The following is a 25,302-nucleotide window of genomic DNA, read 5'->3' as shown; positions in this document are numbered from 1 at the left end:
TGAAACGGGCCGGATTTTAGTGCTGTGCCGCTGCCTGTAGCTCCAGGCGGCGGCCGGGTATCGCAGCAATCAATTCTTGAGTGTAGGCGGCTTCCGGCCGCTCGAAAACGTCGCTGGCCGGGCCGTGTTCGATGGTCTTGCCATGCTTGAGCACCAGCACCTGATGGGCGACGCTGGCGACCACCGCGAGGTCGTGAGAGACCAGCACGTAGGCAATGCCGGATTCGGCTTGCAGCTCTACCAGCAAGTCGAGAATTTGCGCCTGCACTGACACATCGAGCGCCGACACCGGCTCATCAAGCAGCAGCAAATCCGGTTTCAGCGCCAGCGCTCGGGCAATCGCCACCCGCTGGCGCTGCCCGCCCGACAGCTCGCGGGGCAGGCGGTCCAGGTAAGCCACTGGCAGGTGCACCCGCTCAATCAACTGGCGGGCTGCCTGTTCCAGTTCCCGGCCTTTCAGCAGGCCGAATGAGACCAGTGGCTCGACGATGCTCTCGAATAACGTAAAGCGCGGGTCCAGCGCGGCAAACGGATTTTGCTGCACCAACTGGATACGCCGTCGCAAGGGCCTAAACTCGCGCCAGCCGAGGTCGGTGACATCACGTCCTTCAAGCAACACTCGCCCGCAGGTCGGTTTCTCCAGGCCCAGGGCAATGCGCAGCGCAGTGCTTTTGCCTGAACCGGACTCGCCGACAATCGCCAGGGTCTGGCCGGGATACACCTTGAAATTGACGTCCTGCAATGCCTGAAAATCGGCATCCTCGCCTTTGACGTAAGGCAAGCGATAGGTCTTGCCGATGTTGCTCAGGGTCAACAGCGGCGTGTCATTGCTCGACACCACGCGGGGTGCTGCCGGGCTTTTGCGCTGGCCGAAAGCCGGTGCTGCGGCAATCAGTGCGCGAGTGTAGGCATGAGCCGGGTTGATGAGAATGTGTTGCGGCGCGCCTTGTTCGACCAGCTCGCCACTTTTCATCACCAGTACGCGATCAGCCCGATCGGCTGCCACGCCGAGGTCATGGGTGATGATCAGCAGGGAAATGCCCCGTTCGGCGACCAGTCGTTGCAGGTGATCGAGGATCTTGCGCTGCACCGTCACATCCAGCGCGCTGGTGGGCTCGTCAGCGATGATCAGGCGCGGGTTGCCGGCCAGCGCAATGGCAATCAACACACGTTGGCGCATGCCGCCGGACAGCTCGTGCGGGTACTGTCGGGCGCGCAGCACGGGCTTGTCCAGGCCGACCTGCTGGAGCAATTCCAGCACATCGGCATCGACTGCCGGATAGCGGCGGCCATTGGCCAGAATCAGCGCTTCGGCAATCTGCCGACCGATGCGCAATGTCGGGTTGAGGCTGACCATCGGGTCTTGTGGCACCAGACCGATCACACTGCCGCGAACCCGACGTCTCTCGCGCTCGGAGGCGTGGCTCAGGTCGTGACCATCGATATGCAGTTCGCCGCCGTTGATGCGCGCGTTGTCCGGTAGCAGGCCGAGGATCGCGTTGGCCAGGGTTGACTTGCCGGAGCCGGATTCGCCGACAATCGCCACGGTTTCGCCGCTGGCCACCTGGAATGACACGCTGCGCACGGCCTGGTTGATCTGGCCGTCGAAACGGTAAGCGACACTCAGATGACGGATGTCGATCAGTGGCGGGCTGTCAGTCATCGTTGAACCTCTTCCAGAGTGCGGGCGATGTGGTTGAAGCTGAACACCACGCCGACCAGAAACAGGCCGGGCAGCAGCGATACCCAAGGTGCTGTTATCAGAAAGTGACGGCCGTTGGCGATCAGCGTGCCCCATTCGGCGGCTGGCGGCTCTGCGCCGAAGCCGAGAAAGCTCAGCCCGGCAGTGGCCAGAATCGCCGCGCCGAAGTCCAGCGTAGCGAGCACCGCCACCGGGCCCCAGGCGTTGGGCAAAATGTGCCGCAGCAGGGTGCGGGTCCAACTGGCGCCGCCTAGCCGCGCCGCTTCCACATACGGCAGTGTCTTGACCCGCAGCACCTCGGCGCGGGTGGTGCGGGCGAAACCCGGAATGATCCCCACGCCCACCGCGATAGCCACCGGGAGGGTGCCGAAACCGATGGCGGTGACAATCGCCAGCGCGAGCAGCAGGCCGGGCAGCGCCAGCAATACGTCGATGAAACGCATGATCACGGCATCGATGCGGCCCCCCGCAAAACCGGAAATCACCCCAAGGCTCAGGCCGCCGGCCATGGCAATGCCCACCGCCAGCAGGGCGGCCTGCACCGACAGGCTGGAGCCATGCACAACGCGGGTATAAAGATCACGGCCCAGTTCGTCGGTGCCAAACCAGTGCACGGCGTTCGGCGGGATGAGTTTGTCGGTGGGCGAGGTGGCGTAAGGCGTGTAGCTGGTCAACAGGTTGGGTGCCAGCGCGGCCAGTAGCGCAAAGGCCACCAACGCCACGGCGAGCACAAACCCCGGCCGACGCAGCAGCGGCCTGACCGCCTCGATAACTCGGCTCAGGTTGCTGCGTCGTCGCCATTGCGCCGCCGATGGGGTTTTAGAGGTGAGAACAGCCTGGGTCAGGCGTGCAAGGCGGTCGTCGAAAATGGTCATGGCGTCAAGAGACCTTTGGCGTGTGGGCGATGCGCGGATCCAGCGCGGGGTACAGCAGGTCAACAATCAGATTGACCACAACGAAGGCTGCGGCCGAAACCGCAACGATGGCCAGTACCACCGGAATGTCCTGGCGCAGCACGGCTTCCTGAGCCAGGCGGCCGACCCCGGCGCGGGCGAAGATGGTTTCCACCAGCACGGCCCCGGAAACCGTGTTGCCCACTTGCAGACCGATCAGCGTCAACAGCGGCAGGGCGGCGTTCTTGAACGCATGGCGGGCCTGAACCTGCGCGCGGGTCAGGCCTTTGGCGTAGGCGGTAATGATGTAGGGTTCTTTCCACACCCCCTGAAAGCCGCGTTGCAGGACCTGCGCGTACACCGCAGCGCTGGGGATCGCCAGCGTGACGGCGGGGAGGATCAGGCTGGCGAAGCCCTGATTGCCGGTCGCCGGGAACCAGCCAAGGCTGAACGCGAACAACTGGATGAACAGCAGGCCCATCCAGAACACCGGCACCGAAAAGCCCAGCGACGGCAAGCGTGACAGCGCCACTTTCAGCGGCTGCCAGCGCACGTAGGCGGTGAGGTACGCCAGACCGATCCCGCCGATCAGCGACAGCACAATGGCCAGGCCGGCCAGGCTCAGGGTTTGCGGCAGACGCTCGACCAGCAGTTCCGAGACCGGGCGGTTGAGGGTCAGCGAATTGCCGAAATCGCCGTGAATCGCGCCCCACAACAGGTCTAAGTACTGCTCGAAAACCCCGCGATCCAGCCCGTAATACAACTTGGCCTTGGCAAGGTCCTGCGCGGACAGCGAGTCGATTTCAACACCGGAAGCGCTGAGCATGATCGACAGCGTGTCACCGGGCAGCAGGTACAGAATGAAATAGGTGATGCTGTAGGCACCCCAGAGCACCAGCAACGCCTGCGCGATTCGGCCGAGGATATAACGGCTCATGGCGCTGCGATCTCGATGTCGTTGAACAGCGCGAACCCTTCGGCGGTCCAGTGGAAGTTACGCACGTTTTTTGCAGTGGCGGCTTGCCAGACCCGCTCATAGACCGGGAATGCCGAACCTTCGTCGATCAGCAAATCCTGCAAGTCGCCATAGGCTTTTGCGCGCTGCTCGCTGCGCGTGGCGGTCAGTCCGGCATCGAACAGTTCCAGGGCCTTTGGCAGCGTTTGCGGTGCGTAAAGGTTGGTGGCCAGCGTTGAGCTGTTGGCGCTGCGCGGGTCGATGATTGTCTGCAGGATGATCGGGTCGGCGCGGGTCATGTAGTTGTAGGTCAGGTCGTAGTTGCCCGCGGCATTGTTCGCGGCCCACTCGGCGGTGGTGACTACGTTGAGCTTGAACTCGATACCGACTTTGCGCAGTTGATCCTGGATCAGCACGTCACCAGCGGTTTCGGCGGGCGACAGGTTGTAAGCCAGTTTCAGGCGCTTGCCGTCCTTGTAGCGATAGCCGTCGGCATTTTTTGCCCAGCCAGCCTCGTCGAGCAGGCGTTCGGCCCCTTGAGGGTCGTAGGCCAGTTTGTCAGCCTGGTTTTTGTAAAACGGTGTGGTGACATCGTAGATGCCCGAAACCACCGGGAACTGCGGGTTGTAAACCGTGGCTGCATAGGTTTTGCGGTCAATGGCCTTTTGCAGGGCCAGACGCACGTTACGGTCGGCGAGGGTGCGATTGCCACGGGTGTTGGGGTACATGTTCAGGGCCGGCCCTGGCAGCGAACGGCTCTGGATGGTCGCGCCCCTGGATTTGAACAGGTTCAGATCGACCTCGGAAAACGGGTTGCGCGGCCAGAGAATATCCACCTGGCCCTGAACGAACTGGCCGTTGCGCACACTTTCTTCCGGCACATAGCTGACGTCGACTGCATCCAGATGCGCCTCGCCCTTGTTTTGTGCGTTGGCTGATGGCCAGGCATAGCCCTTGCGCTTGGTCAGACGCAGGCCGCTCTCCGGGGTGTAGCGCTCCAGCACGAAAGGCCCGGTGCCGATGATCGCGCCCAATGAACGCTCCTTGACGCTGAGTGCGTAGGACTGCGGGGCGAGTATGGCGAGGTTGGTGGTGGAGGTGGCTTGCAGGAATCCGGCATTGGGTTTGGCCAGCACCAGCTTGACGGTGAAATAATCCAGCACTTGAGCGTGGTCGTAGCCTTTCAGGTAGGTCGCGCCAAAGGTGGCCGGCAACTGGTCGGCGAACGCCTTGTTGGTGTCATAGGCGGTCTTTACGGCCTGAGCATCGAAGCGCGTGCCATTGCTGAACGTCACGTCCTTGCGCAAGTGAAAGGTGTACTCCAGCGCGTTGTCACTGACCTCCCAGCGTTCCGCCAGCCAGGGAATGATGTCGCCGTTCTGCGGGTCCTGATCGGTCAGCGACTCGGCAACGTTACGCAGCACCACTCGGTGCTCCAGCCAGTACACCTGGAACGGGTCAAGGCTGACCAGCGTGGTGTTGTCTCTGAAAAAAGTGACCTTGAGTGTCTTGCCAGCCTGGCTGTCCTGGCCCGAAGGCGAACAGCCGAGCAGGGTGACAGTAATAGCGGCGAACAGCAGGCGCGTGAGGAGAGGGCGCCCGCTCATCGTGCTGCCCTCCGATACACGAATCCGTTTGGGAATGTCGAAGGTTGAGTGCGGGGCATGGAAAAATCCTCTTCAAGTCGAGCGCAGCGCTGTAGCTGGTTTTAAGACCGTATTCTTATGGAAGGGCGCTGTAAAAGTCTTTTTTCTTCTAAGCTAATATAGGTTTTTGTGATTTATTTGATAACTAATTATGCTTTATTGGTATTTTTAGAGGGTGTGTCTGGTTGTGTGGTGTACGTTCCCCAGGGTGTATAGGGAAAGGTGTGATGGAACTCTTTCCTGCTCTTTTTCCACACAGAGCTGATCTTGCGGGTGATTCGGTCCGCAGGCAGAAGATCGGAGAGGATCAGCATATGGCGGGTATCAATAGAGCGGGACCATCGGGCGCTTATTTTGTTGGCCACACAGACCCCGAGCCAGCATCGGGGGGCGCACACGGATCCAGCAGTGGCGCGAGATCCTCGAACAGTCCGCGCTTGCCGGCGCCTCCGGATGCACCCGCGTCGCAGGCGCGAGATCGACGCGAAATGCTTTTGCGAGCCAGGCCGCTGTCGCGCCAAACCAGGGAGTGGGTGGCGCAGGGTATGCCGCCAACGGCGGAGGCTGGAGTGCCCATCAGGCCGCAGGAGTCTGCCGAGGCTGCAGCGCCGCAGGCACGTGCAGAGGAAAGACACACGCCGGAGGCTGATGCAGCAGCGTCGCATGTACGCACAGAGGGAGGACGCACACCGCAGGCGCTTGCCGGTACCTCCCCACGCCACACAGGTGCGGTGCCACACGCCAATAGAATTGTTCAACAATTGGTTGACGCGGGCGCTGATCTTGCCGGTATTAACACCATGATTGACAATGCCATGCGTCGCCACGCGATAGCTCTTCCTTCTCGAACAGTACAGAGTATTTTGATCGAGCATTTCCCTCACCTGCTAGCGGGTGAACTCATTAGTGGCTCAGAGCTCGCTACCGCGTTCCGTGCGGCTCTCCGTCGGGAGGTTCGCCAACAGGAGGCGTCAGCCCCCCCCAAGAACAGCAGCGCGGTCCTCCGTAAGGACGCCGGAGCGGTCGACGGTGCCGCCCACTTCTACGGAATCATCATCGGGCAGCAACCAGCGTACGTTATTGGGGCGGTTCGCCGGGTTGATGACGCCTAATCAGAGACGTCCGTCGAGCGCTTCGAACGCGTCTGCCTCTCAAAGGCCTGTAGACAGAAGCCCGCCACGCGTAAACCAGGTACCCACAGGCGCTAACAGGGTTGTGATGCGTAATCATGGTAATAACGAGGCCGACGCCGCGCTGCAAGGATTGGCTCAGCAGGGGGTTGATATGGAGGACCTGCGCGCCGCGCTTGAAAGACATATATTGCATCGCCGCCCGATCCCCATGGATATAGCGTACGCCTTGCAGGGTGTGGGCATTGCGCCAAGTATCGATACGGGAGAGAGCCTTATGGAAAACCCGCTGATGAATTTGAGTGTTGCGCTGCACCGCGCACTAGGGCCTCGTCCCGCTCGTGCTCAAGCGCCTCGTCCAGCCGTTCCGGTGGCTCCCGCGACCGTCTCCAGGCGACCAGATAGCGCGCGTGCCACAAGATTGCAGGTAATACCGGCGCGGGAGGATTACGAAAATAATGTGGCCTACGGAGTGCGCTTGCTGAGCCTGAATCCGGGCGCGGGGGTCAGGGAGACTGTTGCGGCCTTTGTAAACAACCGTTACGAGCGGCAGGCGGTTGTTGCCGACATACGCGCAGCCCTAAATTTATCTAAACAATTCAATAAGTTGCGTACGGTCTCTAAGGCCGATGCTGCCTCCAATAAACCGGGCTTCAAGGATGCGGCGGACCACCCAGACGACGCGACGCAATGCCTTTTTGGTGAAGAATTGTCGCTGACCAGTTCGGATCAGCAGGTGATCGGCCTGGCAGGTAAGGCAACGGACATGTCGGAGTCTTACAGCCGAGAGGCAAATAAGGACCTGGTGTTCATGGATATGAAAAAACTTGCCCAATTCCTCGCAGGCAAGCCTGAGCATCCGATGACCAGAGAAACGCTTAACGCCGAAAATATCGCCAAGTATGCTTTTAGAATAGTCCCCTGACCGCGCTGACAGCTAAAAGCCCATCAAGCTAGCGCCGACAGCGCTCACTGCCACTTCGAAGGTCGGCGTGGAAAGCTCCCGAGTCACGGACTTCGCACCTGCGTCAGGGCTCAGTCCATGCGCTCGGGGTAGGTCATCACCAGAAACGCCAACGCTTCACTGTCGGCGGGGTTTCGGTAGCGGTGCGGCTGGTCGGCGTAGAACAGAATCGAGTCGCCGGTGGACAACAGGTAGCGCTCTTCATTGACGCTGACTTCGAGTACGCCCTGGGCGACCACGAGGTTTTCCTGCACGCCGGGGCCATGCCCTTTGGAGATTTCTTCCCCCAATGCACCAAGGCGTATCTCGTAGAATTCCGATTGGCGTGCCATGTCGAAGGGGAACAACGCCCGACTGACAAACACACCACTGGCACTGACCAACCGCTTGCTGTGTTGCGCAGGCAACAGCTCCACGCCTTCAAAGGCGCGGTCCTCGAGAAATGCAGCGATCGAGACCTTCAAGCCTTTGGCAATCTTGCACAGCACCTTGATTGACGGCACGCTGCGGCCTGACTCGATTTGCGCAAGCATTGCTCTGCTGACGCCGGTCAGGCGGGCGAGTGCGTCCATGGATAAATAGCGTTTGCTGCGCAACCGTTGCAGGTTGCGCGCGACCCGGGGGCCTATCAGGTCCTCATCGCTCTGGATGCTGTCACCGGATCCCTGTGCTGTTTGTTCCTGACCCTCAACGGTGTGTAGAAAATTCATTGATTCAGGCCTGGCGCGTCTCGCTGGAGGTGCTTGCAACGGCAACGGTGAAACTGGAAACGCTGGCCCTGGCGACGTACATGGCCCACATCAGTTCAGCCGCAGCCCGTGCCTGGCGTCGTTTGCGGTAAAGATTGAAATCGATGACGTTTGCAGAATCAGACATGAGGCGGCTCTCACAGTTTTTGCATGGGTTTGGCCTGGGCGGGCGGCCAAGTGATGCTCACACTACTGCGAATCCGTATAGATCCATAAATACTGAGTTAGTATGTATTAATTCCATTTGGTGCTTAGCAAGGCGCAGGTGCGCAGCCTTGAGTCATACACCGTTCCCGCTCTATGCTTATGCGAAACAGGTATTAAATTTATACAAAACAGACGGTTAAGCTATATATCAATCAGCCAGTTCAAGGCCCCGCCTGATGTCTCTCCCGTTCGCTTACCATCACGTAGAAGGCCCGCGATGACCTTCGATTACGCGTTCGCCCTTTCCACGTTGCCTGCGTTTTTCAAAGCCGTTGGTGTCACCCTTCAAGTAGGGCTGATTGCGATTCTGACCTCGCTGAGCGTGGCGATCATCAATGCAGCGATTGCCATGTTTCGGGTGCCGGTGTTGCACCGTCTGGTGCCGGTGTACGTCGAACTCGCCCGTAACACGCCGTTGCTGATCCAGCTGTTTTTCATCTACTTCGCTTTGCCGACGATGGGCATTCGCGTGTCGGGCTTTGCCTCGGCGGTGATCGCCATGACGTTCCTCGGCGGTGCTTACCTGACCGAGATCCTGCGGGCGGGGATTGAAGCGGTGCCCAAGGCGCAGATCGAGTCCGGCCTGTCCATCGGGTTGTCTCGCTGGCAGTTGCTGCGGCACGTCATTCTGCCGCAGGCGGGCATCCTCAGCCTGCCGGCACTGTTCGCCAACTTTGTCTTCCTGCTCAAGGAAACCACCGTGGTGTCGGCGGTTGCGGTACCGGAAATCCTGTACACCACCAAAAGCTACATCGCGCTGTATTACAAGACCTACGAGATGCTCGCGGTGATGACCGGCCTGTGTGTGCTGTTGTTCCTGCCGTTGTCGCTGTTGCTTGGCCTTCTGGAAAGGAGGCTCCAGCATGGCCAGTTCGGGTCTTGAATTGTTGTGGGTGTCGGCGCCGCAATTGATCACCGGGGCAGGCCGCACACTGGGAATTTCGCTGCTTGCGATTGTCTTCAGCAGTGTGGGTGGCCTGTGTTACGGCGTGTTGCGCAGCCTCGGCAAGCGTTGGCTCGAGATACCGCTGCGCATTTATCTGGAGCTGTTCCGGGCGATCCCCGTGCTGGTCTGGTTGTACCTGTTCTTCTTTGGCTTGCCGATCTTCTTTGGCCTGAGCATTCCGGCGTTCTGGTGCGCGGTTCTGGTGTTGTCGCTGTGGGGGGCCAGCGAGGTCGGCGAAGTGGTGCGCGGCGGGTTGCGTTCCATCCCGCGCGGGCAACGTGAAGCGGGCCTGGCGATCGGCCTCGGTCTGGGCCAGTTGTATGGTCGAGTGCTCTTGCCGCAAGCGCTCAAGCGCCTGACGCCGCCGGTGATCAATGTCTACACGCGCCTGATCAAGACCAGTTCGCTGGCAGTGTTGATCGGCGTCATCGACATCACCAAGGTCGGCCAGCAGATTATCGAGCGCACTTATGAGTCGGTGCTGATCTACGGCTTTCTGTTTTTGTTCTTTTTTATCGTCTGCTATCCGCTGTCAGCCGCCTCGCGCGTGCTTGAACGGCGCTGGAATCACGTATGAGCACATTGATCGAACTGTCCGGTTTCAGTAAAAACTTCGGTGCTACACCGGTATTGCGAGACGTCGACCTGAAGGTGCAGGAGGGCGAGGTCGTGGTGATTCTCGGCCCCAGCGGTTGCGGCAAGAGCACCTTGCTGCGTTGCCTCAATGGTCTGGAGCTGGGCCACGCGGGCACTCTGCATTTTGCCGGCAAGGCGCTGCCGGCCAACGCCGACTGGCGGCTGGTGAGGCAGCAGATCGGCATGGTGTTTCAGAGCTATCACCTGTTTCCACACATGACTGTGCTCGATAACATCCTGCTCGGCCCGTTGCGCGTGCAAAAGCGTGCGGCGGTCGAGGCCCGTCAGCAGGCTGAAGCGCTGCTGGAACGGGTGGGCCTGGCCGACAAACGCGACGCCTATCCACGCGAGCTGTCCGGCGGCCAGCAGCAGCGTATCGCCATCGTACGTGCGCTGTGCATGAACCCCAAAGTCATGCTGTTCGATGAAGTCACTGCAGCCCTTGATCCAGAGATGGTCAAGGAAGTGCTGGAAGTGATACTCGATCTGGCACAGGGCGGCATGACCATGCTCATCGTCACCCATGAAATGGCCTTCGCGAGAGCGGTAGCTGACCGAATCCTGTTCATGGACCGTGGAATCATCGCGGAACAGAACGACCCCGAAACTTTCTTCAGCGCCCCGCAGACCGCACGCGCGCAGCAGTTCCTGGAGAGGTTCTCCTACGTGGAAAACATGCCAAAAAGGAAAGCATCGTGAGCTTCAAGACTGCCCTCGTTTTACCGTTGATTGCCTTTACTCTGCTGGCCGGCTGCGACAAGCCCGCCGAACAGAAGCCGGTCGCCAAGGCTGCACCTTCACCATCCACCAGCTACCTCGAAACCATCAAGGCCCGTGACAAACTGATTGTCGGCGTGTTCAGCGACAAACCGCCTTTTGGCTTCGTCAACGAACAAGGTCAATACGTCGGTTTCGACACAGACCTGGGCAAGCGTTTTGCCAAGGACCTGCTGGGTGACGAGAAGAAAGTCGAGTTCGTGGTGGTCGAGCCTGCCAGCCGCATCCCGTTTTTGCAGAGCGACAAGGTCGATCTGATTCTGGCCAACATGACCGTCACCCCGGAACGCAGCGAGGCCGTGGACTTCACCCACCCCAACCTGCGCGTTGCGGTGCAGGCGCTGGTGCCCGAAGCCAGCCCGGTGAAGACGCTGGACGATCTGGCAAGCAAGACCACCATCGTTACCACCGGCACCACCGCGGATATATGGCTGACGAAAAACCACCCGGACTGGAAAGTGCTGAAGTTCGAGAAAAACTCCGAGTCCCTGCAAGCGCTGGCCAATGGCCGTGGCGACGCTTATGCGCAGGACAACCTGGTGCTGTTCAGCTGGGCGAAGAAAAACCCCGGCTACCGCGTGCTGGAGCAAAAGCTGGGTGACGAAGCGCCCATCGCTCCAGCCGTCAAGAAAGGCAACATTGAACTGCGTGACTGGGTCAACACCGAGCTGACCAGACTGGGCGAAGAGAAATACCTGCTCAAACTCTACGACCAGTATGTGCGCCCTGAGCTGGCCGAAGGCACTGACCCTAATGCGGTCATCGTCGAGGGTGGCAACTGGAAGCCTTGAGGGTCGGCGTTTGAGTGCAGCGCAGAGAGTGCGAACCGGCGTTATGCCGGTTCGTTCGTTGACGAGGCTGTACCCGTTGAGCCTGCGTTGTGTTTCTGAAGCTCTGCTTCCAGGCGGTCAACGAACAGGCGCACCCGGTGAGGAACACGCTGGCGTGTTGGCAGCACCGCCGTGATCGACAGTTGTTCGGGGAGGGCATCTTCAAAGTCTATCTGCCGAAGACTGCCTTCCCTGATTTCCTGCTGAATATCCCAATAGGTCAGCATGGCCAGCCCCAGGCCTTGTTTGCTGGCCGTACGGACGGCTTCGACACTGTTGGCAGAAAAAGACCCCTGCGCCCGAATGGTCACGGGCTCGCCGCCCCGGGTAAAAGACCAGTAAGGCATGCCATGCAAGGCAATACACGGGTGGTGCCTGAGATCGTCCATTACCGTCGGCGTGCCGCGCCGCACAAGGTAGTCGGGGCTTGCACACACGACCCGAGGGTTGGGTGCCAACGACCGGGCCACCAAGGCCGAGTCGCGTATCGTGGCAATCCGGATGGCGACATCGATCCCCAGCCCGGCAATGTCGACGATGCTGTCCGAGAGCGTCAGGTCGATGCTCAATGCCGGATTTTCCAGCATCAATTCGGGCAGCAGCGGCATGATGACTGTCTGGCCAAACACGCTGGGTGCTGTCACTCGCAAAATGCCGCTGGCAGTGCCTGCGTCCGCTTTCAGCGTGGCACGGGCGGCCTCGCTTGCTTGCAGCATCGTCTTGGCGTGAGGCAGAAAAACTTCGCCTTCCGGGGTCAGTGATACCGAGCGGGTTGTTCGGTGAACCAGCCTCACGCCCAAGTCGTTTTCCAGCGCAGCCAGGCGTCTGGAAACCGCCATCGGAGATAACCCGAGTCGCCGTGCTGCTTCGGACAGGCTCCTGCTGGAGGCGATGGCCGCGAACACCTCAATGTCAGAAATTTGCACAGATTCTATCCATTTCCGTTAAAGCGCCTTATCTGAATGGCTGGGTTCCGCTGAGCGGCCTCAAGACTTACCGTCGTGCAGGTTCTGTCAATGACTGCGGGCCAATCGCAGGCTACCTGCACGGTGAGGTTTTGAAGTATGAGCGAGATAAACAAAGACGTTCCAGCGCTGTTCAATATGGGAAGTCTGAAACTGAAGAACAGGTTCGCACTCGCGCCCATGACCCGAGTCAGCGCGACCGAGCAGGGCTGCGCAACACAGGCCATGGCTCGGTACTACGAGCGATTCGCCAAAGGCGGTTTCGGTCTGATTATCACCGAGGGCAACTACACCGATCGCAGTTTTTCCCAAGGATACCCGTTCCAGCCTGGCCTCACCGATGACGAGCAAGCCCTGGCATGGCGCGCCACGACCGATGCGGTTCATCGTCATGGCAGTGCGGTAATTGCGCAGATCATGCACGCGGGGGCGCTCAGTCAGGCCAATCGCTTCGTCAACGAAGCCGCTGGCCCCTCTGCCATTCGCCCAAAAGGTGAACAGATGGCGTTCTATTATGGCGAGGGCCGCTATCGGGTGCCGCGGGCGATGAGCGACAAGGACATCGCCGATACCCTCGACGGGTTCGCCCGCGCCACGCGACGGGCTGTTGGTGCAGCAGGGTTTGACGGGGTCGAGATTCATGGCGCAAACGGCTATTTGCTGGATCAGTTTCTGACCGATTACACCAATCAGCGAACAGACCAATGGGGCGGTAACGTCTACCAGCGTCTGCGCCTTACGCTCGATGTCATCGCCGAGGTGAAAAAGGCCGCCGGGCAGGCTCCGGTTGGCGTGCGTATTTCGCAAGGCAAGGTCAACGATTTTCAGCACAAATGGGCGGGAGGCGAACGCGACGCAGAGGTCATTTTTGGCGCACTGGCCGATGCCGGTGTCGATTACATTCACATCACGGAGCACCAGGCCTGGCAGCCAGCCTTCGCGCAGGGTGAGGCCAGCCTGGTCAGACTGGCTCGTCGCTACGCGCCCGATGTTGCGCTGATCGCCAATGGCGGGTTGCACGACCCGGAAAAAGCCGCGCAGGTCTTTCGCGATGGCGCAGACATCATCGCCGTGGGCAAGGGCGCGCTGGCCAATCCGGACCTTCCACGGTTGCTGCTCGAGGGCGGGGCAATCCGGGAGTTTGATCCGGCCATTCTCGGGCCGATTGCCAATATCAAAGACAGTGAGCTTGGCTAGCCATTTCTGATCCGTATCAGCGCGTGCCGAGGGCTTTTATAGCCAGCTCGACAGGCGTGGTGCCTTCGGTAAGTTCGATGATCTGTCGGGATATTTCAGGCTGGTCGATCAGTGCTGCCAGAAAAGCCGCTACGTCATCGCGCGGGATGTCGCCATACGGAATGGCCAGACCTGCACGGACCTGGCCCGAACCTGCGCTATCGACCAAGGTGCCTGGCCTGAGAATGACCCAGTCCAGTGCAGACGATGCCAGGCATACATCGGCGTCTTTCTTGACCCGCATGTAATTCTCGAAACCCGCGCCGATGTCTGTACCGCGTGCGGCTTCGGGAAATGCCGACACCAGCAGGAAACGCCGCACGCCGGCGAGTTCAGCGGCTGCAACCGAAGTTTTCAGCCCTTCACCGTCAATGGCGTTGGTCAGCTCAATGCCTGCACCGCCAGCCCCGGCGGTGAAAATCACCACGTCGCTGCCCGTCATTGCGCTGGCCAGCGCAGGTGCATCCATCTCGACCAGGTTGCCGAGCAAGGGCAGGGCGCCGGTAGCCTTGATCAGCGCCGCCTGCTCTTGCTTGCGGTGCAGCGCGATCACTTCATGACCGCTGTCGCCAAGGTTTTTTATAAGGCGTTGGCCAACCTTGCCTGCGGCCCCGATGACAAAAATTCTGGACATCAGATATTCCTCTGTTGGTGAGGTGCCGGCGCTCTCTTGTGCCGGCACGCTCCTGTCGAATCAACCTTCAAACTGGTGGTAAACCTTGGCAATCACTTTCCAGGTGCCATCGATTTTGATCAGCGTCAGGTAGTCATTGTAGTCAGCGCCGATCGCATCCTTTTCCATGTCAATGCGTACCACTGCGGTGGTTGGAGTGATGGCAAGTATGTCCAGGCGCGTTGTGATATCGGGCGCAGTGCCGTTGGTTTCGACAAACGTGTACAGGTTGCTGATCGGGCCGCCCAATAGTTGACCGTTGGTGAAGCCATACATCACCGCATCCTTGTGGAACGCTTCTTCGATAGTGGCGACGCTACCGATACGCAAGCCCTCTACGTATTTGCTGGCGGTTGCGATGACGGCGTTGTAATCGCTGGTGGGTACGGCTTTGATGTTCTTGCTCATGGGTAGTACTCCTGGGGAGGGAACAGCAGAAATGGGGCAGGGCTCGAGTCGCCTTCAATACTGACCGAGCGGCCAGTCGGTGTAGCCTTTGGCACCCCCGCCGTAGTACGACTCACGTGGAGCAATGGTCAGTTCGGCCCCATGAAACAGGCGGGCAACCAGGTCGGGGTTGGAGATGAACAGGCGGCCGAATGCGACCGCGTCGATCTTGCCTTGCGCCCGGCGCTCGACCGCCATCTCAAGGTCGTAGTTGTTGTTGCCAATGAACGGGCCGTGGAACTGAGCGCTCAGGGCGTCCATATCGACCCCTTCCGGCACTTCGCGGGACGTGGCGGTTGCGCCCTCGACGAAGTGCAGATACGCAAGATTGAGCGTGTTCAACTGCTGGATCAGATAACCGTGCAGGCCCATTACGTTGCTGTCCGGCGCGGTGTTGCCCGCATCGGGCGTCACCGGTGACAAGCGAATGCCGACCCGGTCATTGCCCCAGATGTCCACGATGGCCTGGGTCACTTCCAGTGTCAGGCGGGCGCGGTTTTCTATCGAACCGCCGTAGTGATCGGTGCGTTGATTGGTGGAGTCGCGCAGAAACTGGTCGAGCAGATAGCTGTTGGCCGAGTGCACTTCAACGCCATCAAAACCGGCTCGCTTGGCGTTCTCGGCTGCGTGCCTGTACTGCGCGATGATGCCGGGGATTTCATCGGTTTCCAGCGCGCGCGGCATGGACACAGGCACAAAACCGTCGACGGTATAGGTGTTGCCTTCAGCCTGGAGGGCGGAGGGCGCTACCGGGGCTTCCCCGCCGGGTTGCAGATCAACACTGGAGAACCGGCCAACGTGCCAGAGCTGGCTGACGATCTTGCCACCGGCGGCATGCACCGCGTCGGTCACTTTCCGCCAGCCCGCCACTTGCTTCTCGTTCCAGATCCCGGGCGTTGCGGCGTAGCCCCGGCCTTGAGCGGAAATGTTGGTTGCTTCGGCCACGATCATTCCTGCTGTCGCACGTTGCGCATAGTAGGTGGCGTGCAGGTCGTTTGGCACACCGTCCTCGGCGTAGCGGCTGCGTGTCACAGGCGCCATCACAATCCGGTTCGCCAGATCGATCGAGCCCATCTGCACGGGAGAGAAAAGGTCGGTGGCCTTACTCAAGTCATTCATAGAAAACATCCAAAAGTAGACCGGTCGTCTACTAAAAATGGTTAAAAAAAAGCACCCGCTACTTGAGCAGGCGCTTGGTCATGTTCAACGCTTTATCGAAAGACTCGGTGGACTTGTTGACCTTCACCAGAAGGGAGGCGCCAAGCCAGAGTTGATAAAGCGATTCTGCGAAACCCTGATGATCGCCTTCAGGGTGAATGCTGCCGTCGGATACACCCATTTCGACACAGGCGCTGATGCGCTGGATGATTTTTGCAGTACCGACTTCCAGCACGCAACGCATGTCCTCGGACAGATCGCACACTTCAGCGCCGAGTTTGACCACCAGGCATTTGCCTTCCGGGAGGTCGGTGCCTTGGGTTTCTGACCAGTACATAAAATAGGCCAGCAACCGTTCAGCGCCTGTGCCGGGGCGTGCCATAAGGGCGTCGACCCGGCCCAGGTACTCGGAAAAATACTCTTCCAGCAGCGCCTGACCGAATTCTTCCTTGGATTTGAAATAGTAGTAAAACGAGCCTTTGGGTACGCCCGCCGTGCTCAATACTTCTGCGAGACCGACAGCGGTGTAGCCTTTGTTCGTCATCAGTGACCTGGCAACATCGATGATGTGCTGGCGCATGTCGTGGACTGGTTTCTTCATAATGGCGAGCATCCTACTCATAGACCGACCGGTCGTCTAGTTGATTTTCGCTGGGTAGAATCTCGCCGTGGTTTTTGTCATGGAATCAGAAGACCGGTTTCTTTTCAGGATCGAACCGTCAGGAAGCGACTGGTCAAGAAGGAACAGGCGCTTGAGCATCCATCAAGCTCTGGCTTTTCAGTTCCGCCCAAAACGCTGCGGGAATACCCACCTTCATTGCCTGTACATTGGACATTATCTGCCCCGGCGAGCGCGCCCCCGGAATGATCGCTGACACTTGCGGGTGTGCCGCTGCGAATTGCAGGGCGGCAGTATGAATGTCGATGCCATGCCGGGCAGCAACCGCCATGATTCGCTTGCGCTTTTCTACCGCCCCGGCAGGTAGCTCCAGGCTGAAGTTGTATCGGTTGCGCCCTCCCAGAAACCCGTCATTGAGAGGGGTTCCCACTACAACGCTGGTGCCTTTCCTGTGCAGCGCCGGAAAGGTATTGCGTAACGCTTCACTGTGGTCGATGAGGGAATACTGGCAGGCAAGCAGCACGATGTCGGGCGTCGGGTCATCGCTGCCCATTGCCTGAACCACCGCATTCGGCGTATTGACTCCAAAACCCCATGCCTTGATGAGGCCCTCGTCCCGCATCTTTTCAAGCTCGACCATCGCGCCGGTACGCGCAATTCGATACGCCGCTTCCCATCCGCCTTCCAGTTCGGTGTTATCTGGCGAGAGGTCATGGATGAAGACGATATCGATACGTGGCAGCCCCAGCCGCTGCAGGCTGTCTTCCACGGAGCGACGCGCGCCTGCTGCGGTGTAGTCATACCGGTAATTGAAGGGCGCCGGTGATTTCCAGATAGCATGATCCTGTCGCGCGCCACCGGCGGCCGTCAATACGCGACCGACTTTGGTGGAGATCACGTAGTCGGCTGGATCTTTGCCCCGCAGGAAGCGGCCCAAGCGATATTCGCTCAGGCCAAACCCGTAGAACGGCGAGGTGTCATAAAGCCTTATGCCGGCATTCCAGGCAGCCTGGAGAACCAGATCCGCCTGTTCGTCGCTGATCGGCGCAAAGATATTGCCGATCTGCGTCCCGCCCATACCAAAGCGTTGCGGCGTCATGTACCTCATTGTCGGCGAGGGCAGATTGAGGGGCAGGTTTGCGCGCACCAGCCGTCCTTCCGTGCGCATCACGCTTGCGCGCTCAGTCAGCGAGGAGGGCACCGGGGCTGCGGCCGCCGTACTTGCGATACTGGATGCGGGCAGCAAAGCGGCGGCAACAGCACCCGCCGCTGAATAGGTAAGAAAATCTCGTCTGTCCATCCGGCGTTCCTTTCACGGTTGAGGTTTCAAAAGGCTCATAAAAGCCAGTATGGGTAAATGGAAACTAGAACAATGCAGATCAGGCGAGTGACCCTAATACGCCTTGTCTTTTGCACAATCCTGCCGATGCACTTGTGCTGAGCACGCACTCTCAGCAGACTCGAACATTCGGTTAAAAGGGGCGCATGTGATGACGAGCAGTTCCATCTCGCAGTTCGGTTTGAACCCTGTGCATTCCCTGACTTCGCGTGCACCCGCCGAGCCCGATGAACGCCTCCAGGCACTCAAGCGGCTTATCGGAAAGGTCACCCCGCAGATTGGCTTGAACGACGTCTGCAAAACGTCCATTCCAGACCTCACCTTCTACCGAATGGACAAACTGGCCACGCCCACCTACTGCATTTACGAGCCCTGTGTGGCCATCATTCTGCAGGGCGCCAAGGAGATCACCTTCGGCGAGCAAGCCTGTGAGTTTGCGCAAGGGTCTTTCTTCGTCACATCGGTCGATATTCCGACGCTGGCTCGCGTTACTGCCGCCAGCGAGCAGACACCCTATTTATCCATTGTGTTGAAGCTCGATCTTTCCATGCTCAACGACGTTATCCAGACCCAGGCACCGCTGAAGCAAGAGGCGACACCTGAGGCCCGAGGCTTTGCGTCTGGCATGGCATCAAGTGAAATGCTCGACGCCTTCGCTCGACTCTCCGCGCTGACCGGGCAGCCGCTGGAAGCAGGCTTGATGTCGGACCTTATCAAGCGGGAGATATGTGTCCGGTTGTTGCTGAGTTGCGCTGGCCAGTGGTTACGCAGCGTGACGCGCGATGGTTACAGAGACAAAGGCATCGTGAGGGCCATTGAGTGGTTGAAACTTCACTACGACGAGCCGCTGCATGTAGCTCAACTGGCTCAGCTATCGGGAATGGCCAGTTCGACGCTGCATCACAATTTTCGCAAGCTGACCGGCACCAGCCCTGTTCAGTATCAAAAGTCGTTACGGTTGCAAGCCGCGCGCAGCCTGATGCTGACCGAGAGGGTTGACGTGAACACCGCCGCGCTGCGAGTGGGCTATGAAAGCGTCGCGCAGTTCAGTCGCGAATACGCCCGGCGCTTCGGAGCGCCACCCTCCAGAGACATCAAGTACGCCCGGGAAGCTGGCGGGCGGCACGACTAGCCGCTTCGCAACAGGAACAGCTTTTAAAGCAACTGCCCACCGGAAACATCAAACGTCGTGCCGTTGGCCCAGGCCATGTCATCGGACAGAATCGCGGCGACCGCTGCGCCTATGTCAGCCGGCAGGCCGACACGTCCCAGAGCGATGCCTTGTGCTACATAGGCGTTCACGTCTTTGTTGTCGCGCACTGCGCCGCCGCCAAAATCGGTTGCGATGGCACCAGGGGCAATAGCATTCACCCGAATTTGACGCGAGCCGAGTTCTACGGCCATGTACCGGGTCAGCACTTCCAGCGCCGCTTTTACCGCGGCATAAAGGCTGTAGCCGGGCAGGGTGAAACGCACGAAGCCTGAGGAAACGTTAAGGATACGGCCACCGTCTTCCATCAGCGGCAACAGCTTCTGGGTGAGGAAAACCGGGCCGCGAAGGTGCGTGGCGACCAGTGAGGCAAACTGCTCTTCGGTTGCATCGACAAAGTTCGCGAACAGGCCGTTGCCGGCATTGTTGACGAGAAAGTCGAAGCGCTCGCGGGCGAACTCGGTCTTCAACGTTTCAGTCACGGCGCTTGAAAAGGCCGGATAGCTGGCGGTTTCGGTGATGTCCAGGGGCAGCAGCGCAATCTTTCCGCCTTGCGCCTCGATTTCCTGCTTCAACGAGTGGGCTTGTGCCACGCCGCTGCGGTAAGTGCCGATGATGTGCACGCCGCGCTTGGCGAGTTGAAGGGCCATGTTGCGGCCAAGGCCACGGCTAGCGCCGGTGATGAGTGCGATTTGCTGGGTCATGGGTTTATCTCTGTTGGGTTTAGGCGCGCCTTTCGGCGCTTTCCTGACCCGCTCAAGATAGGCAATCAGCGGCTTGCAACCCACGCCCAATACGCTCAATTGATTGCCTGATTGTCTCAATCAGCTTGAGTAGCGGCCGGGCGCATGCATAATCACGGCATGAACAATGACCTCGCACCGCATCTCGACATCGCCCTGCGCCATTCGCCACCGGGCTTGACCGCGACGCCGATCCCACGGGTGGATATCTGCGTCGGCCAGGGCTTTACCGAAAAGGCGCCGTGCCTGTATCGCTCAATGATCTGCTTCATCCTGCAAGGGTCGAAGCGCGTTGCGATCAACGACAATCTTCTGAGCTACGACAGCGAGCACTACCTGATCAGCGCCTTGGACCTGCCTTTGATCGGGCAGATTCTTGATGCCGAAGACGGGCAACCTTATGTTGCGGTATCGCTCGTGCTGGACCCGGCCTTATTGGCGGTACTGGCGGCGAGCATGCCTGCGGTTCGCGAGCGGGAGCAGAAATGCATTGGCATCACGATCAACCCGATGAGCGCGCCGCTGCGAGACACCTTGCTGCGCTTGTTGTCATTGCTCGACACGCCTGACGATATCCCGATTCTGGCGCCCATGGTCGAACGGGAGTTGCTCTATCGTCTTCTTCAAGGGCCTCAAGGGCGGCTGTTGCGGCAGATTGCGCAACCCGATGGCGCGCTGGGCAGCATTCGGCGAGCCGTTGCATGGATTAGAGATAACTACAATGCCCGGCTTCGTATTGAGGCGTTGTGTGATGCAAGCGGCATGAGCCGCGCCAGCCTGCATCGCCATTTTCTGTCGATGACGGGCCTTAGCCCCGTGCAGTATCAGAAACAACTCAGATTGCAGGAAGCTCGCCAGCTGTTGCTGGCTGGCGAGCATCGCGCATCCGACGTGGCGTTTGCGGTCGGCTATGAAAGCGCTTCTCAGTTCAGCCGCGAATACCTGCGGCAATTCGGTGTATCGCCTGCCCGCGATGTGCGCAAGATACGCCAGGCGATCGGCACGCCCACCGGGGCGTAAACGGCCGCTACAGGCTATTCACGCTCATGCCTGGTCCATGGGCTCGGCCACGCCCTGATCCTCCCCCAGAAATCCGCCACTCTGGTGATGCCACAACCGCGCATACACACCATTTTTCGCGAGCAGTTCGGTGTGAGTGCCTTGCTCGATGATGCGCCCGTCATCCATGACAATGAGCCGGTCCATGGCCGCAATGGTGGACAGCCGATGGGCGATGGCGATTACGGTCTTGCCCTGCATCATTTCATCGAGGCTTTCCTGAATGGCCACTTCGACTTCTGAGTCGAGGGCACTGGTAGCCTCGTCAAGCAGCAGGATCGGAGCGTTTTTCAGCATCACTCTGGCAATCGCGACACGTTGACGCTGGCCGCCCGAAAGCTTGATACCGCGCTCGCCCACCAGGGTGTCGTAGCCGCTGTGACCCTGCTTGTCGCTCAACTGGCTGATGAACCCGTCGGCCTGGGCATTCGCTGCGGCACTGCGAACCTGTTCGTCGGTTGCATCCGGGCGGCCATAGGCGATGTTGTCGCGAATGGACCGGTGCAGCAGGGACGTGTCCTGAGTGACCATGCCGATGGCGCTGCGCAGACTGTCCTGGGTGACGTGCGCGATGTTCTGCCCATCGATGCGAATCTCGCCCTTGTCCACGTCGTAGAAGCGCAACAGCAGGTTGATGAGCGTGGATTTACCGGCGCCGGAGCGACCCACCAGCCCGATTTTCTCGCCTGCACGAATGCTCAGGTTCAGGCCATCGAGTACCTGACGTTCGCCGTTGTAGTTGAAGCCCACATTGTCGAAGCTCACCGCGCCGCCGGTGGTCTTCAGAACTGCCGCGTCAGGTGCATCCTGCACCTTGGGGCCGCGGGTCAGGGTTGCCATACCGTCTTGTACGGTGCCGATGTTCTCGAACAGCGAGGTCATCTGCCACATGATCCAGTGCGACATGCCGTTAATGCGTAATGCCATGGCGGTAATCGCCGCCACCGCGCCGGTGCCGACCTGACCCTGATGCCACAGCCACAGGGCATAACCGCCCGCAGCCATGATCAACGCGACCACGAGTGCCTGATTGACGATCTCGAACTGGCTGACCAGGCGCATCTGGCGCAAGCCGGTCTGCTTGAAATCCTCCATCGCCGCGCGTGCGAAATGCGCTTCGCGTTTGGAGTGGGAGAACAGTTTCACCGTGGTGATATTGGTGTAGGCATCCGAGATACGCCCGGTCATTGATGACCGCGCATTGGCCTGTTCTTGCCCGACCTTGCCCAGACGCGGCACGAAGTACAGCATGGCCAGCCCGAACAACACGATCCAGGCAATGAAAGGCAGCATCAGTTTCAGGTCAAAGCCGCCGGCCAGTGCGATGATCGCGATGAAGTACACGCCGATCCCTGGCGCGATCTCGATGATGGTGAACAGCACATCGCGCACGGACAGCGCGGTCTGCATCACCTTGGTCGTGACCCGGCCAGAGAACTCATCGGAAAAGAACGAAAGGCTTTGCCGCAGCATCAGGCGGTGAAAATCCCAGCGCAGCCGCAGTGGCAGGTTGATTGCCAATACCTGATGCTGGACCATGGTGCGCAATGCCACCAGCGCAATGCTGGTCAGCAATATGATGCCGATGCTCCACAGCACGCGGCTTTCCTGCAAGGCCGCATCGCCGCCGGCCTGCCAGGTCGAGAGCAGGTCCACGACCTGCCCGAGGAACGAAAACAGCCAGGCTTCGTAAATCGACACGCCAGCACTGAGCAGTGCGAGCGCAAGCACATAGCCGCGTGCGCCCCGCGTGCAGGCCCACAGAAACCGCGTCAGACCGTCAGGCGGCGGCGGCACTTCGTCGGGCGGGAAGGGGTCGAGCCATTTTTCAAATGCGCGAAGCATGGTGATCTCCAAAACGAACCAGTGAAGATTCTGGCATTTAAAGCGTGCTTTGAGGGTTTTTAAGGCGCAGTTGACTAACCGCGCAGGGCTTTTTCCATGATGATTGTGCGCTCGGCACCGTAAAACTCGTCCGTGACTTTCTGAAAGCCCAGAGAAAGGTAAAACCCTTCTGCCGTGATCGATGACGGCACACGCAACCGCTCCACTCCATTGCGCGCGGCTACCGTTTCGAGCGTCGCCATCAGTTGACGCCCCATGCCTCTTCCCTGATGGGCTGGGTCGACGAAGACGCTGCGGACGGTGTCTTGATCGAGACTTGCCGTAGCAACGATATGATCGTCAATGCTTGCGACATACACCTGACGGCACGTCAAAAAGTGCAGGATTGCCGAGGGTGAGAAGCTCTGCTGCACTTGCCTGATGATGTCCGGCGAATAATCCTGAGCATTGGATTCGCGTAGCGTGGTCACTACGAGCGCGCTTATTGCTGTTGCATCCGTGCTTACGGCGTTTCGAATCACACAGTCCATTGGCTACTCTTGCTCGCGTGGATTTAATTGCTCCAGAGCGGAGCGTTTAGCCATTTTGAACCGACGTGTCACTGATCGTCGGCAACGACACGCAGGCTGTCCCACAGCCCCATCACCTGAGTCACTGCGCTATCCAGCGTGGCATGCGCGACACCGTCGCGTGCCAGTGTCGACAAACCGAGCATAAAGCTGTCGAACACGGCGGCGAACGTCTCCGGTATCACCGTAGCAGGCAATTCGCCTGAGGCAATGGCGCGGTCTATGCACGCTATCAAACCTGCACGGTTCAGGTTTCTCGCCCGCGCCAGAGGCGCGGAAATGGCCTTGCTTTCCTCGGAGCAGGCGCTCATCAGGCCTAACGATACCAGACACCCCTTGGGGTGATCGGGCTCACATTGCATTTTCGCGGACCGGCGAAGGGTAAGTTCAATCGCCTCTCTAGGCGGCAGGGTCGTATCAAACAGGCTGTCGGTGACTCGGCCGTGGGTAGTGAGGTAGCGCTCCATGACCTCAGTGAACAGCGCCTGTTTTGAGCCGAAAGCGGCGTAAAAGCTGGGCGCGGTGATGCCCCCGCCAATGTTGGCCTTGAGCTGGCTAAGGGATGTCGCATCGTATCCATGCTCCCAGAACAGGTGCATTGCCTGAGTAATTGCCACGTCACGGTCAAACGTGCGCGGACGTCCCATTTGTGCCATGTCGATCTCCTCCAGGAGCTTGAATACGGGCAAGCACTTAAATACTAATCGATACATAAGTCATTGACTACCGGGTTGCGCCTCCCTATATTTATACCGATCAGTATATTAGTGAGTGAAATCGAATGGCTATGGGTAAAGAGCAGGGCGAAAAACTCCCGCTCGGTGCATTGCTGGCACTGGCGATGACCGGGTTTATTTGCATCGTGACCGAGACGCTGCCTGCGGGTTTGCTGCCCGAGATCGGCACGGGCCTTGGGGTATCGGCGTCGTTTGCCGGGCAGATGGTGACCGTTTACGCGCTAGGGTCACTGCTGGCCGCCATCCCGCTGACCATCGCCACGCAAAGCTGGCGCCGCAGGACGGTGTTGCTGCTGACGATCATCGGCTTTCTGGTGTTCAATTCCGTCACGGCGCTGTCGTCCGATTACTGGCTGACGCTGGTCGCGAGGTTTTTCGCCGGCGTTTCTGCGGGCCTCGCCTGGAGCCTTATCGCGGGTTATGCACGGCGCATGGTGGTGCCGCAATTGCAGGGCCGCGCCCTGGCGATAGCCATGGTGGGAACGCCCATCGCGTTGTCGCTGGGCGTGCCTCTGGGCACCTGGCTGGGCGGGTTTATGGGCTGGCGCATGGCATTCGGATTGATGTCGGCGATGACCTTGTTGTTGATCGTCTGGGTGCTGGTCAAGGTGCCGGACTACCCTGGCCAGTCCTCGTCACAGCGCATGGCATTGCGTCAGGTGTTCTTCACTCCTGGCGTACGCTCGGTACTGGGCGTGGTCTTCACCTGGATGCTGGCTCACAACATTCTTTATACCTACGTCGCGCCCTTTGTTTCCGGGGCCGGACTGGCGAGTGACGTTGATTGGGTGTTGCTGACATTTGGTATCGCCGCGCTGGCGGGTATCTGGGTAACGGGACGGCTGGTTGATCGCCATCTGCGCAAGACCGTGTTGGCAAGCCTCGCAACCTTCGCAGCGGTTTCGGTTTTTCTGGGCGTGTTCTCAGGCTCTGCACCGGCTGTCTACGTGGGGGTGTTTATCTGGGGCCTGACGTTTGGCGGCGCTGCCACGCTTCTGCAAACCGCGCTGGCCGACTCGGCAGGCGAGGGCGCTGATGTGGCGCTTTCGATGAACGTGGTTGTCTGGAACAGCGCAATTGCCGGTGGTGGTTTGTTGGGGGGTGTTTTGCTTGGGCATTGGGGCGTGGGTGTATTCCCCTGGGTCTTGCTTGTGTTGTCAGTGCTGAGCCTGGTGATTGCGTTGCGTGCTCGGGTTCATGGCTTTGCGGGAGGTAATCGGCTTACAAAGTAAACCGATGGAAACGCTTCTTGGCCTGCGCTTTGCGC

General features: G+C 59.5%; 25 protein-coding genes. 9 read left to right on the top strand and 16 right to left on the bottom strand.

The features are described from left to right. Positions 1 to 16 precede the first annotated feature (16 nt). Genes QRN38_RS22580 through QRN38_RS22565 form a run of 4 tightly spaced genes read right to left on the bottom strand, consistent with a single transcriptional unit; the run spans position 17 to position 5,157 of the window. On the bottom strand, positions 17 to 1,663 hold the full coding sequence (locus QRN38_RS22580) for a dipeptide ABC transporter ATP-binding protein (protein ID WP_007246273.1): 1,647 nt from the start codon (positions 1,661 to 1,663) through the stop codon (positions 17 to 19). Continuing rightward, entirely contained in the window at positions 1,660 to 2,577 is a 918-nt protein-coding gene (locus QRN38_RS22575; protein WP_007246272.1) for an ABC transporter permease, read from the bottom strand. The genes QRN38_RS22580 and QRN38_RS22575 overlap by 4 nt, the downstream gene beginning before the upstream one ends. Positions 2,578 to 2,581: 4 nt before the next feature. Then, positions 2,582 to 3,532, bottom strand: a complete 951-nt coding sequence (locus QRN38_RS22570; protein WP_007246271.1) for an ABC transporter permease — start codon at positions 3,530 to 3,532, stop codon at positions 2,582 to 2,584. Further along, a complete protein-coding gene (locus QRN38_RS22565; RefSeq protein ID WP_057417751.1) occupies positions 3,529 to 5,157 on the bottom strand; it encodes an ABC transporter substrate-binding protein in 1,629 nt (542 codons plus the stop codon). The genes QRN38_RS22570 and QRN38_RS22565 overlap by 4 nt, the downstream gene beginning before the upstream one ends. A 1,257-nt stretch (positions 5,158 to 6,414) precedes the next feature. Here QRN38_RS22565 and QRN38_RS22560 point away from each other — a divergent pair. Then, entirely contained in the window at positions 6,415 to 7,251 is an 837-nt protein-coding gene (locus tag QRN38_RS22560; protein WP_010207080.1) for a type III effector, read from the top strand. 110 nt (positions 7,252 to 7,361) lie between these two features. Here the strand turns inward: QRN38_RS22560 and QRN38_RS22555 are convergent, their stop codons facing one another. Together QRN38_RS22555 and QRN38_RS22550 are read right to left on the bottom strand one after the other, a co-directional pair. Further along, entirely contained in the window at positions 7,362 to 8,000 is a 639-nt protein-coding gene (locus tag QRN38_RS22555) for a helix-turn-helix domain-containing protein (protein WP_057417749.1), read from the bottom strand. Between the two features lie 4 nt (positions 8,001 to 8,004). After that, complete coding sequence (locus QRN38_RS22550) at positions 8,005 to 8,166, bottom strand: hypothetical protein (RefSeq protein WP_005766152.1); 162 nt, start codon at positions 8,164 to 8,166, stop codon at positions 8,005 to 8,007. A gap of 297 nt (positions 8,167 to 8,463) precedes the next feature. Between QRN38_RS22550 and QRN38_RS22545 the strand changes: the two genes are divergently transcribed. From QRN38_RS22545 to QRN38_RS22530, 4 genes are read left to right on the top strand one after another with little or no spacing between them, the layout of a single operon-like run. Then, positions 8,464 to 9,129 carry an amino acid ABC transporter permease gene (locus QRN38_RS22545; protein ID WP_044389961.1) on the top strand — a complete coding sequence of 222 codons (666 nt, stop codon included), beginning with the start codon at positions 8,464 to 8,466 and terminating at the stop codon, positions 9,127 to 9,129. Next, on the top strand, positions 9,110 to 9,769 hold the full coding sequence (locus tag QRN38_RS22540; protein WP_005766148.1) for an amino acid ABC transporter permease: 660 nt from the start codon (positions 9,110 to 9,112) through the stop codon (positions 9,767 to 9,769). The genes QRN38_RS22545 and QRN38_RS22540 overlap by 20 nt, the downstream gene beginning before the upstream one ends. Next, positions 9,766 to 10,527, top strand: coding sequence for an amino acid ABC transporter ATP-binding protein (locus tag QRN38_RS22535; protein WP_054090749.1), 762 nt, complete (start codon positions 9,766 to 9,768; stop codon positions 10,525 to 10,527). The genes QRN38_RS22540 and QRN38_RS22535 overlap by 4 nt, the downstream gene beginning before the upstream one ends. Beyond that, complete coding sequence (locus tag QRN38_RS22530; RefSeq protein ID WP_007246265.1) at positions 10,524 to 11,396, top strand: transporter substrate-binding domain-containing protein; 873 nt, start codon at positions 10,524 to 10,526, stop codon at positions 11,394 to 11,396. The genes QRN38_RS22535 and QRN38_RS22530 overlap by 4 nt, the downstream gene beginning before the upstream one ends. A 41-nt stretch (positions 11,397 to 11,437) precedes the next feature. Here QRN38_RS22530 and QRN38_RS22525 read toward each other — a convergent pair whose 3' ends face one another. Next, on the bottom strand, positions 11,438 to 12,361 hold the full coding sequence (locus QRN38_RS22525) for a LysR family transcriptional regulator (protein WP_024668269.1): 924 nt from the start codon (positions 12,359 to 12,361) through the stop codon (positions 11,438 to 11,440). A gap of 138 nt (positions 12,362 to 12,499) precedes the next feature. Here QRN38_RS22525 and QRN38_RS22520 point away from each other — a divergent pair, with 138 nt between their 5' ends. Further along, positions 12,500 to 13,597 carry an NADH:flavin oxidoreductase gene (locus tag QRN38_RS22520; protein ID WP_011104374.1) on the top strand — a complete coding sequence of 366 codons (1,098 nt, stop codon included), beginning with the start codon at positions 12,500 to 12,502 and terminating at the stop codon, positions 13,595 to 13,597. 16 nt (positions 13,598 to 13,613) lie between these two features. On the opposite strand, the gene QRN38_RS22515 is transcribed toward QRN38_RS22520, so the two are convergent. From QRN38_RS22515 to QRN38_RS22495, 5 genes are all read right to left on the bottom strand, one after another. Next, complete coding sequence (locus QRN38_RS22515) at positions 13,614 to 14,270, bottom strand: SDR family oxidoreductase (RefSeq protein ID WP_057417748.1); 657 nt, start codon at positions 14,268 to 14,270, stop codon at positions 13,614 to 13,616. A 60-nt stretch (positions 14,271 to 14,330) separates the two neighbouring features. Next, entirely contained in the window at positions 14,331 to 14,717 is a 387-nt protein-coding gene (locus QRN38_RS22510) for a nuclear transport factor 2 family protein (RefSeq protein ID WP_024681533.1), read from the bottom strand. 54 nt (positions 14,718 to 14,771) lie between these two features. Beyond that, on the bottom strand, positions 14,772 to 15,875 hold the full coding sequence (locus QRN38_RS22505) for an alkene reductase (protein WP_007246261.1): 1,104 nt from the start codon (positions 15,873 to 15,875) through the stop codon (positions 14,772 to 14,774). A gap of 58 nt (positions 15,876 to 15,933) precedes the next feature. Beyond that, positions 15,934 to 16,515 carry a TetR/AcrR family transcriptional regulator gene (locus QRN38_RS22500; protein ID WP_005766135.1) on the bottom strand — a complete coding sequence of 194 codons (582 nt, stop codon included), beginning with the start codon at positions 16,513 to 16,515 and terminating at the stop codon, positions 15,934 to 15,936. A 133-nt stretch (positions 16,516 to 16,648) separates the two neighbouring features. Beyond that, positions 16,649 to 17,833 carry an aldo/keto reductase gene (locus QRN38_RS22495; protein WP_032643080.1) on the bottom strand — a complete coding sequence of 395 codons (1,185 nt, stop codon included), beginning with the start codon at positions 17,831 to 17,833 and terminating at the stop codon, positions 16,649 to 16,651. Positions 17,834 to 18,023: 190 nt separating this feature from the next. On the opposite strand from QRN38_RS22495, the gene QRN38_RS22490 reads away from it, so the two are divergent. Continuing rightward, the gene (locus tag QRN38_RS22490) at positions 18,024 to 19,004 is read left to right on the top strand and encodes an AraC family transcriptional regulator (RefSeq protein WP_057417747.1); all 981 of its coding nucleotides are present in this window, start codon (positions 18,024 to 18,026) and stop codon (positions 19,002 to 19,004) included. Positions 19,005 to 19,027: 23 nt separating this feature from the next. Here the strand turns inward: QRN38_RS22490 and QRN38_RS22485 are convergent, their stop codons facing one another. Beyond that, a complete protein-coding gene (locus tag QRN38_RS22485; RefSeq protein WP_057417746.1) occupies positions 19,028 to 19,786 on the bottom strand; it encodes an SDR family NAD(P)-dependent oxidoreductase in 759 nt (252 codons plus the stop codon). A gap of 159 nt (positions 19,787 to 19,945) precedes the next feature. Here QRN38_RS22485 and QRN38_RS22480 point away from each other — a divergent pair, with 159 nt between their 5' ends. Continuing rightward, positions 19,946 to 20,845, top strand: a complete 900-nt coding sequence (locus QRN38_RS22480) for an AraC family transcriptional regulator (protein WP_054090743.1) — start codon at positions 19,946 to 19,948, stop codon at positions 20,843 to 20,845. Positions 20,846 to 20,869: 24 nt separating this feature from the next. Here QRN38_RS22480 and QRN38_RS22475 read toward each other — a convergent pair whose 3' ends face one another. The 3 genes from QRN38_RS22475 to QRN38_RS22465 form a co-directional block, all read right to left on the bottom strand. Further along, positions 20,870 to 22,729, bottom strand: a complete 1,860-nt coding sequence (locus tag QRN38_RS22475) for an ABC transporter ATP-binding protein (protein WP_007246256.1) — start codon at positions 22,727 to 22,729, stop codon at positions 20,870 to 20,872. Between the two features lie 74 nt (positions 22,730 to 22,803). After that, positions 22,804 to 23,259, bottom strand: coding sequence for a GNAT family N-acetyltransferase (locus tag QRN38_RS22470; protein WP_024668262.1), 456 nt, complete (start codon positions 23,257 to 23,259; stop codon positions 22,804 to 22,806). A gap of 68 nt (positions 23,260 to 23,327) precedes the next feature. After that, positions 23,328 to 23,954, bottom strand: coding sequence for a TetR/AcrR family transcriptional regulator (locus tag QRN38_RS22465; protein WP_054070635.1), 627 nt, complete (start codon positions 23,952 to 23,954; stop codon positions 23,328 to 23,330). A 125-nt stretch (positions 23,955 to 24,079) separates the two neighbouring features. On the opposite strand from QRN38_RS22465, the gene QRN38_RS22460 reads away from it, so the two are divergent. Next, positions 24,080 to 25,267: an MFS transporter gene (locus tag QRN38_RS22460; protein ID WP_024668260.1), complete on the top strand. Its 1,188-nt coding sequence runs from the start codon at positions 24,080 to 24,082 to the stop codon at positions 25,265 to 25,267. The last annotated feature ends 35 nt before the right edge of the window (positions 25,268 to 25,302 follow it).

The sequence above is a fragment of the Pseudomonas sp. CFBP2511 genome, assembly GCF_030209255.1.
GTDB lineage: Bacteria > Pseudomonadota > Gammaproteobacteria > Pseudomonadales > Pseudomonadaceae > Aquipseudomonas > Aquipseudomonas avellanae.
This window is presented reverse-complemented; position numbering and strand designations above follow the sequence as displayed.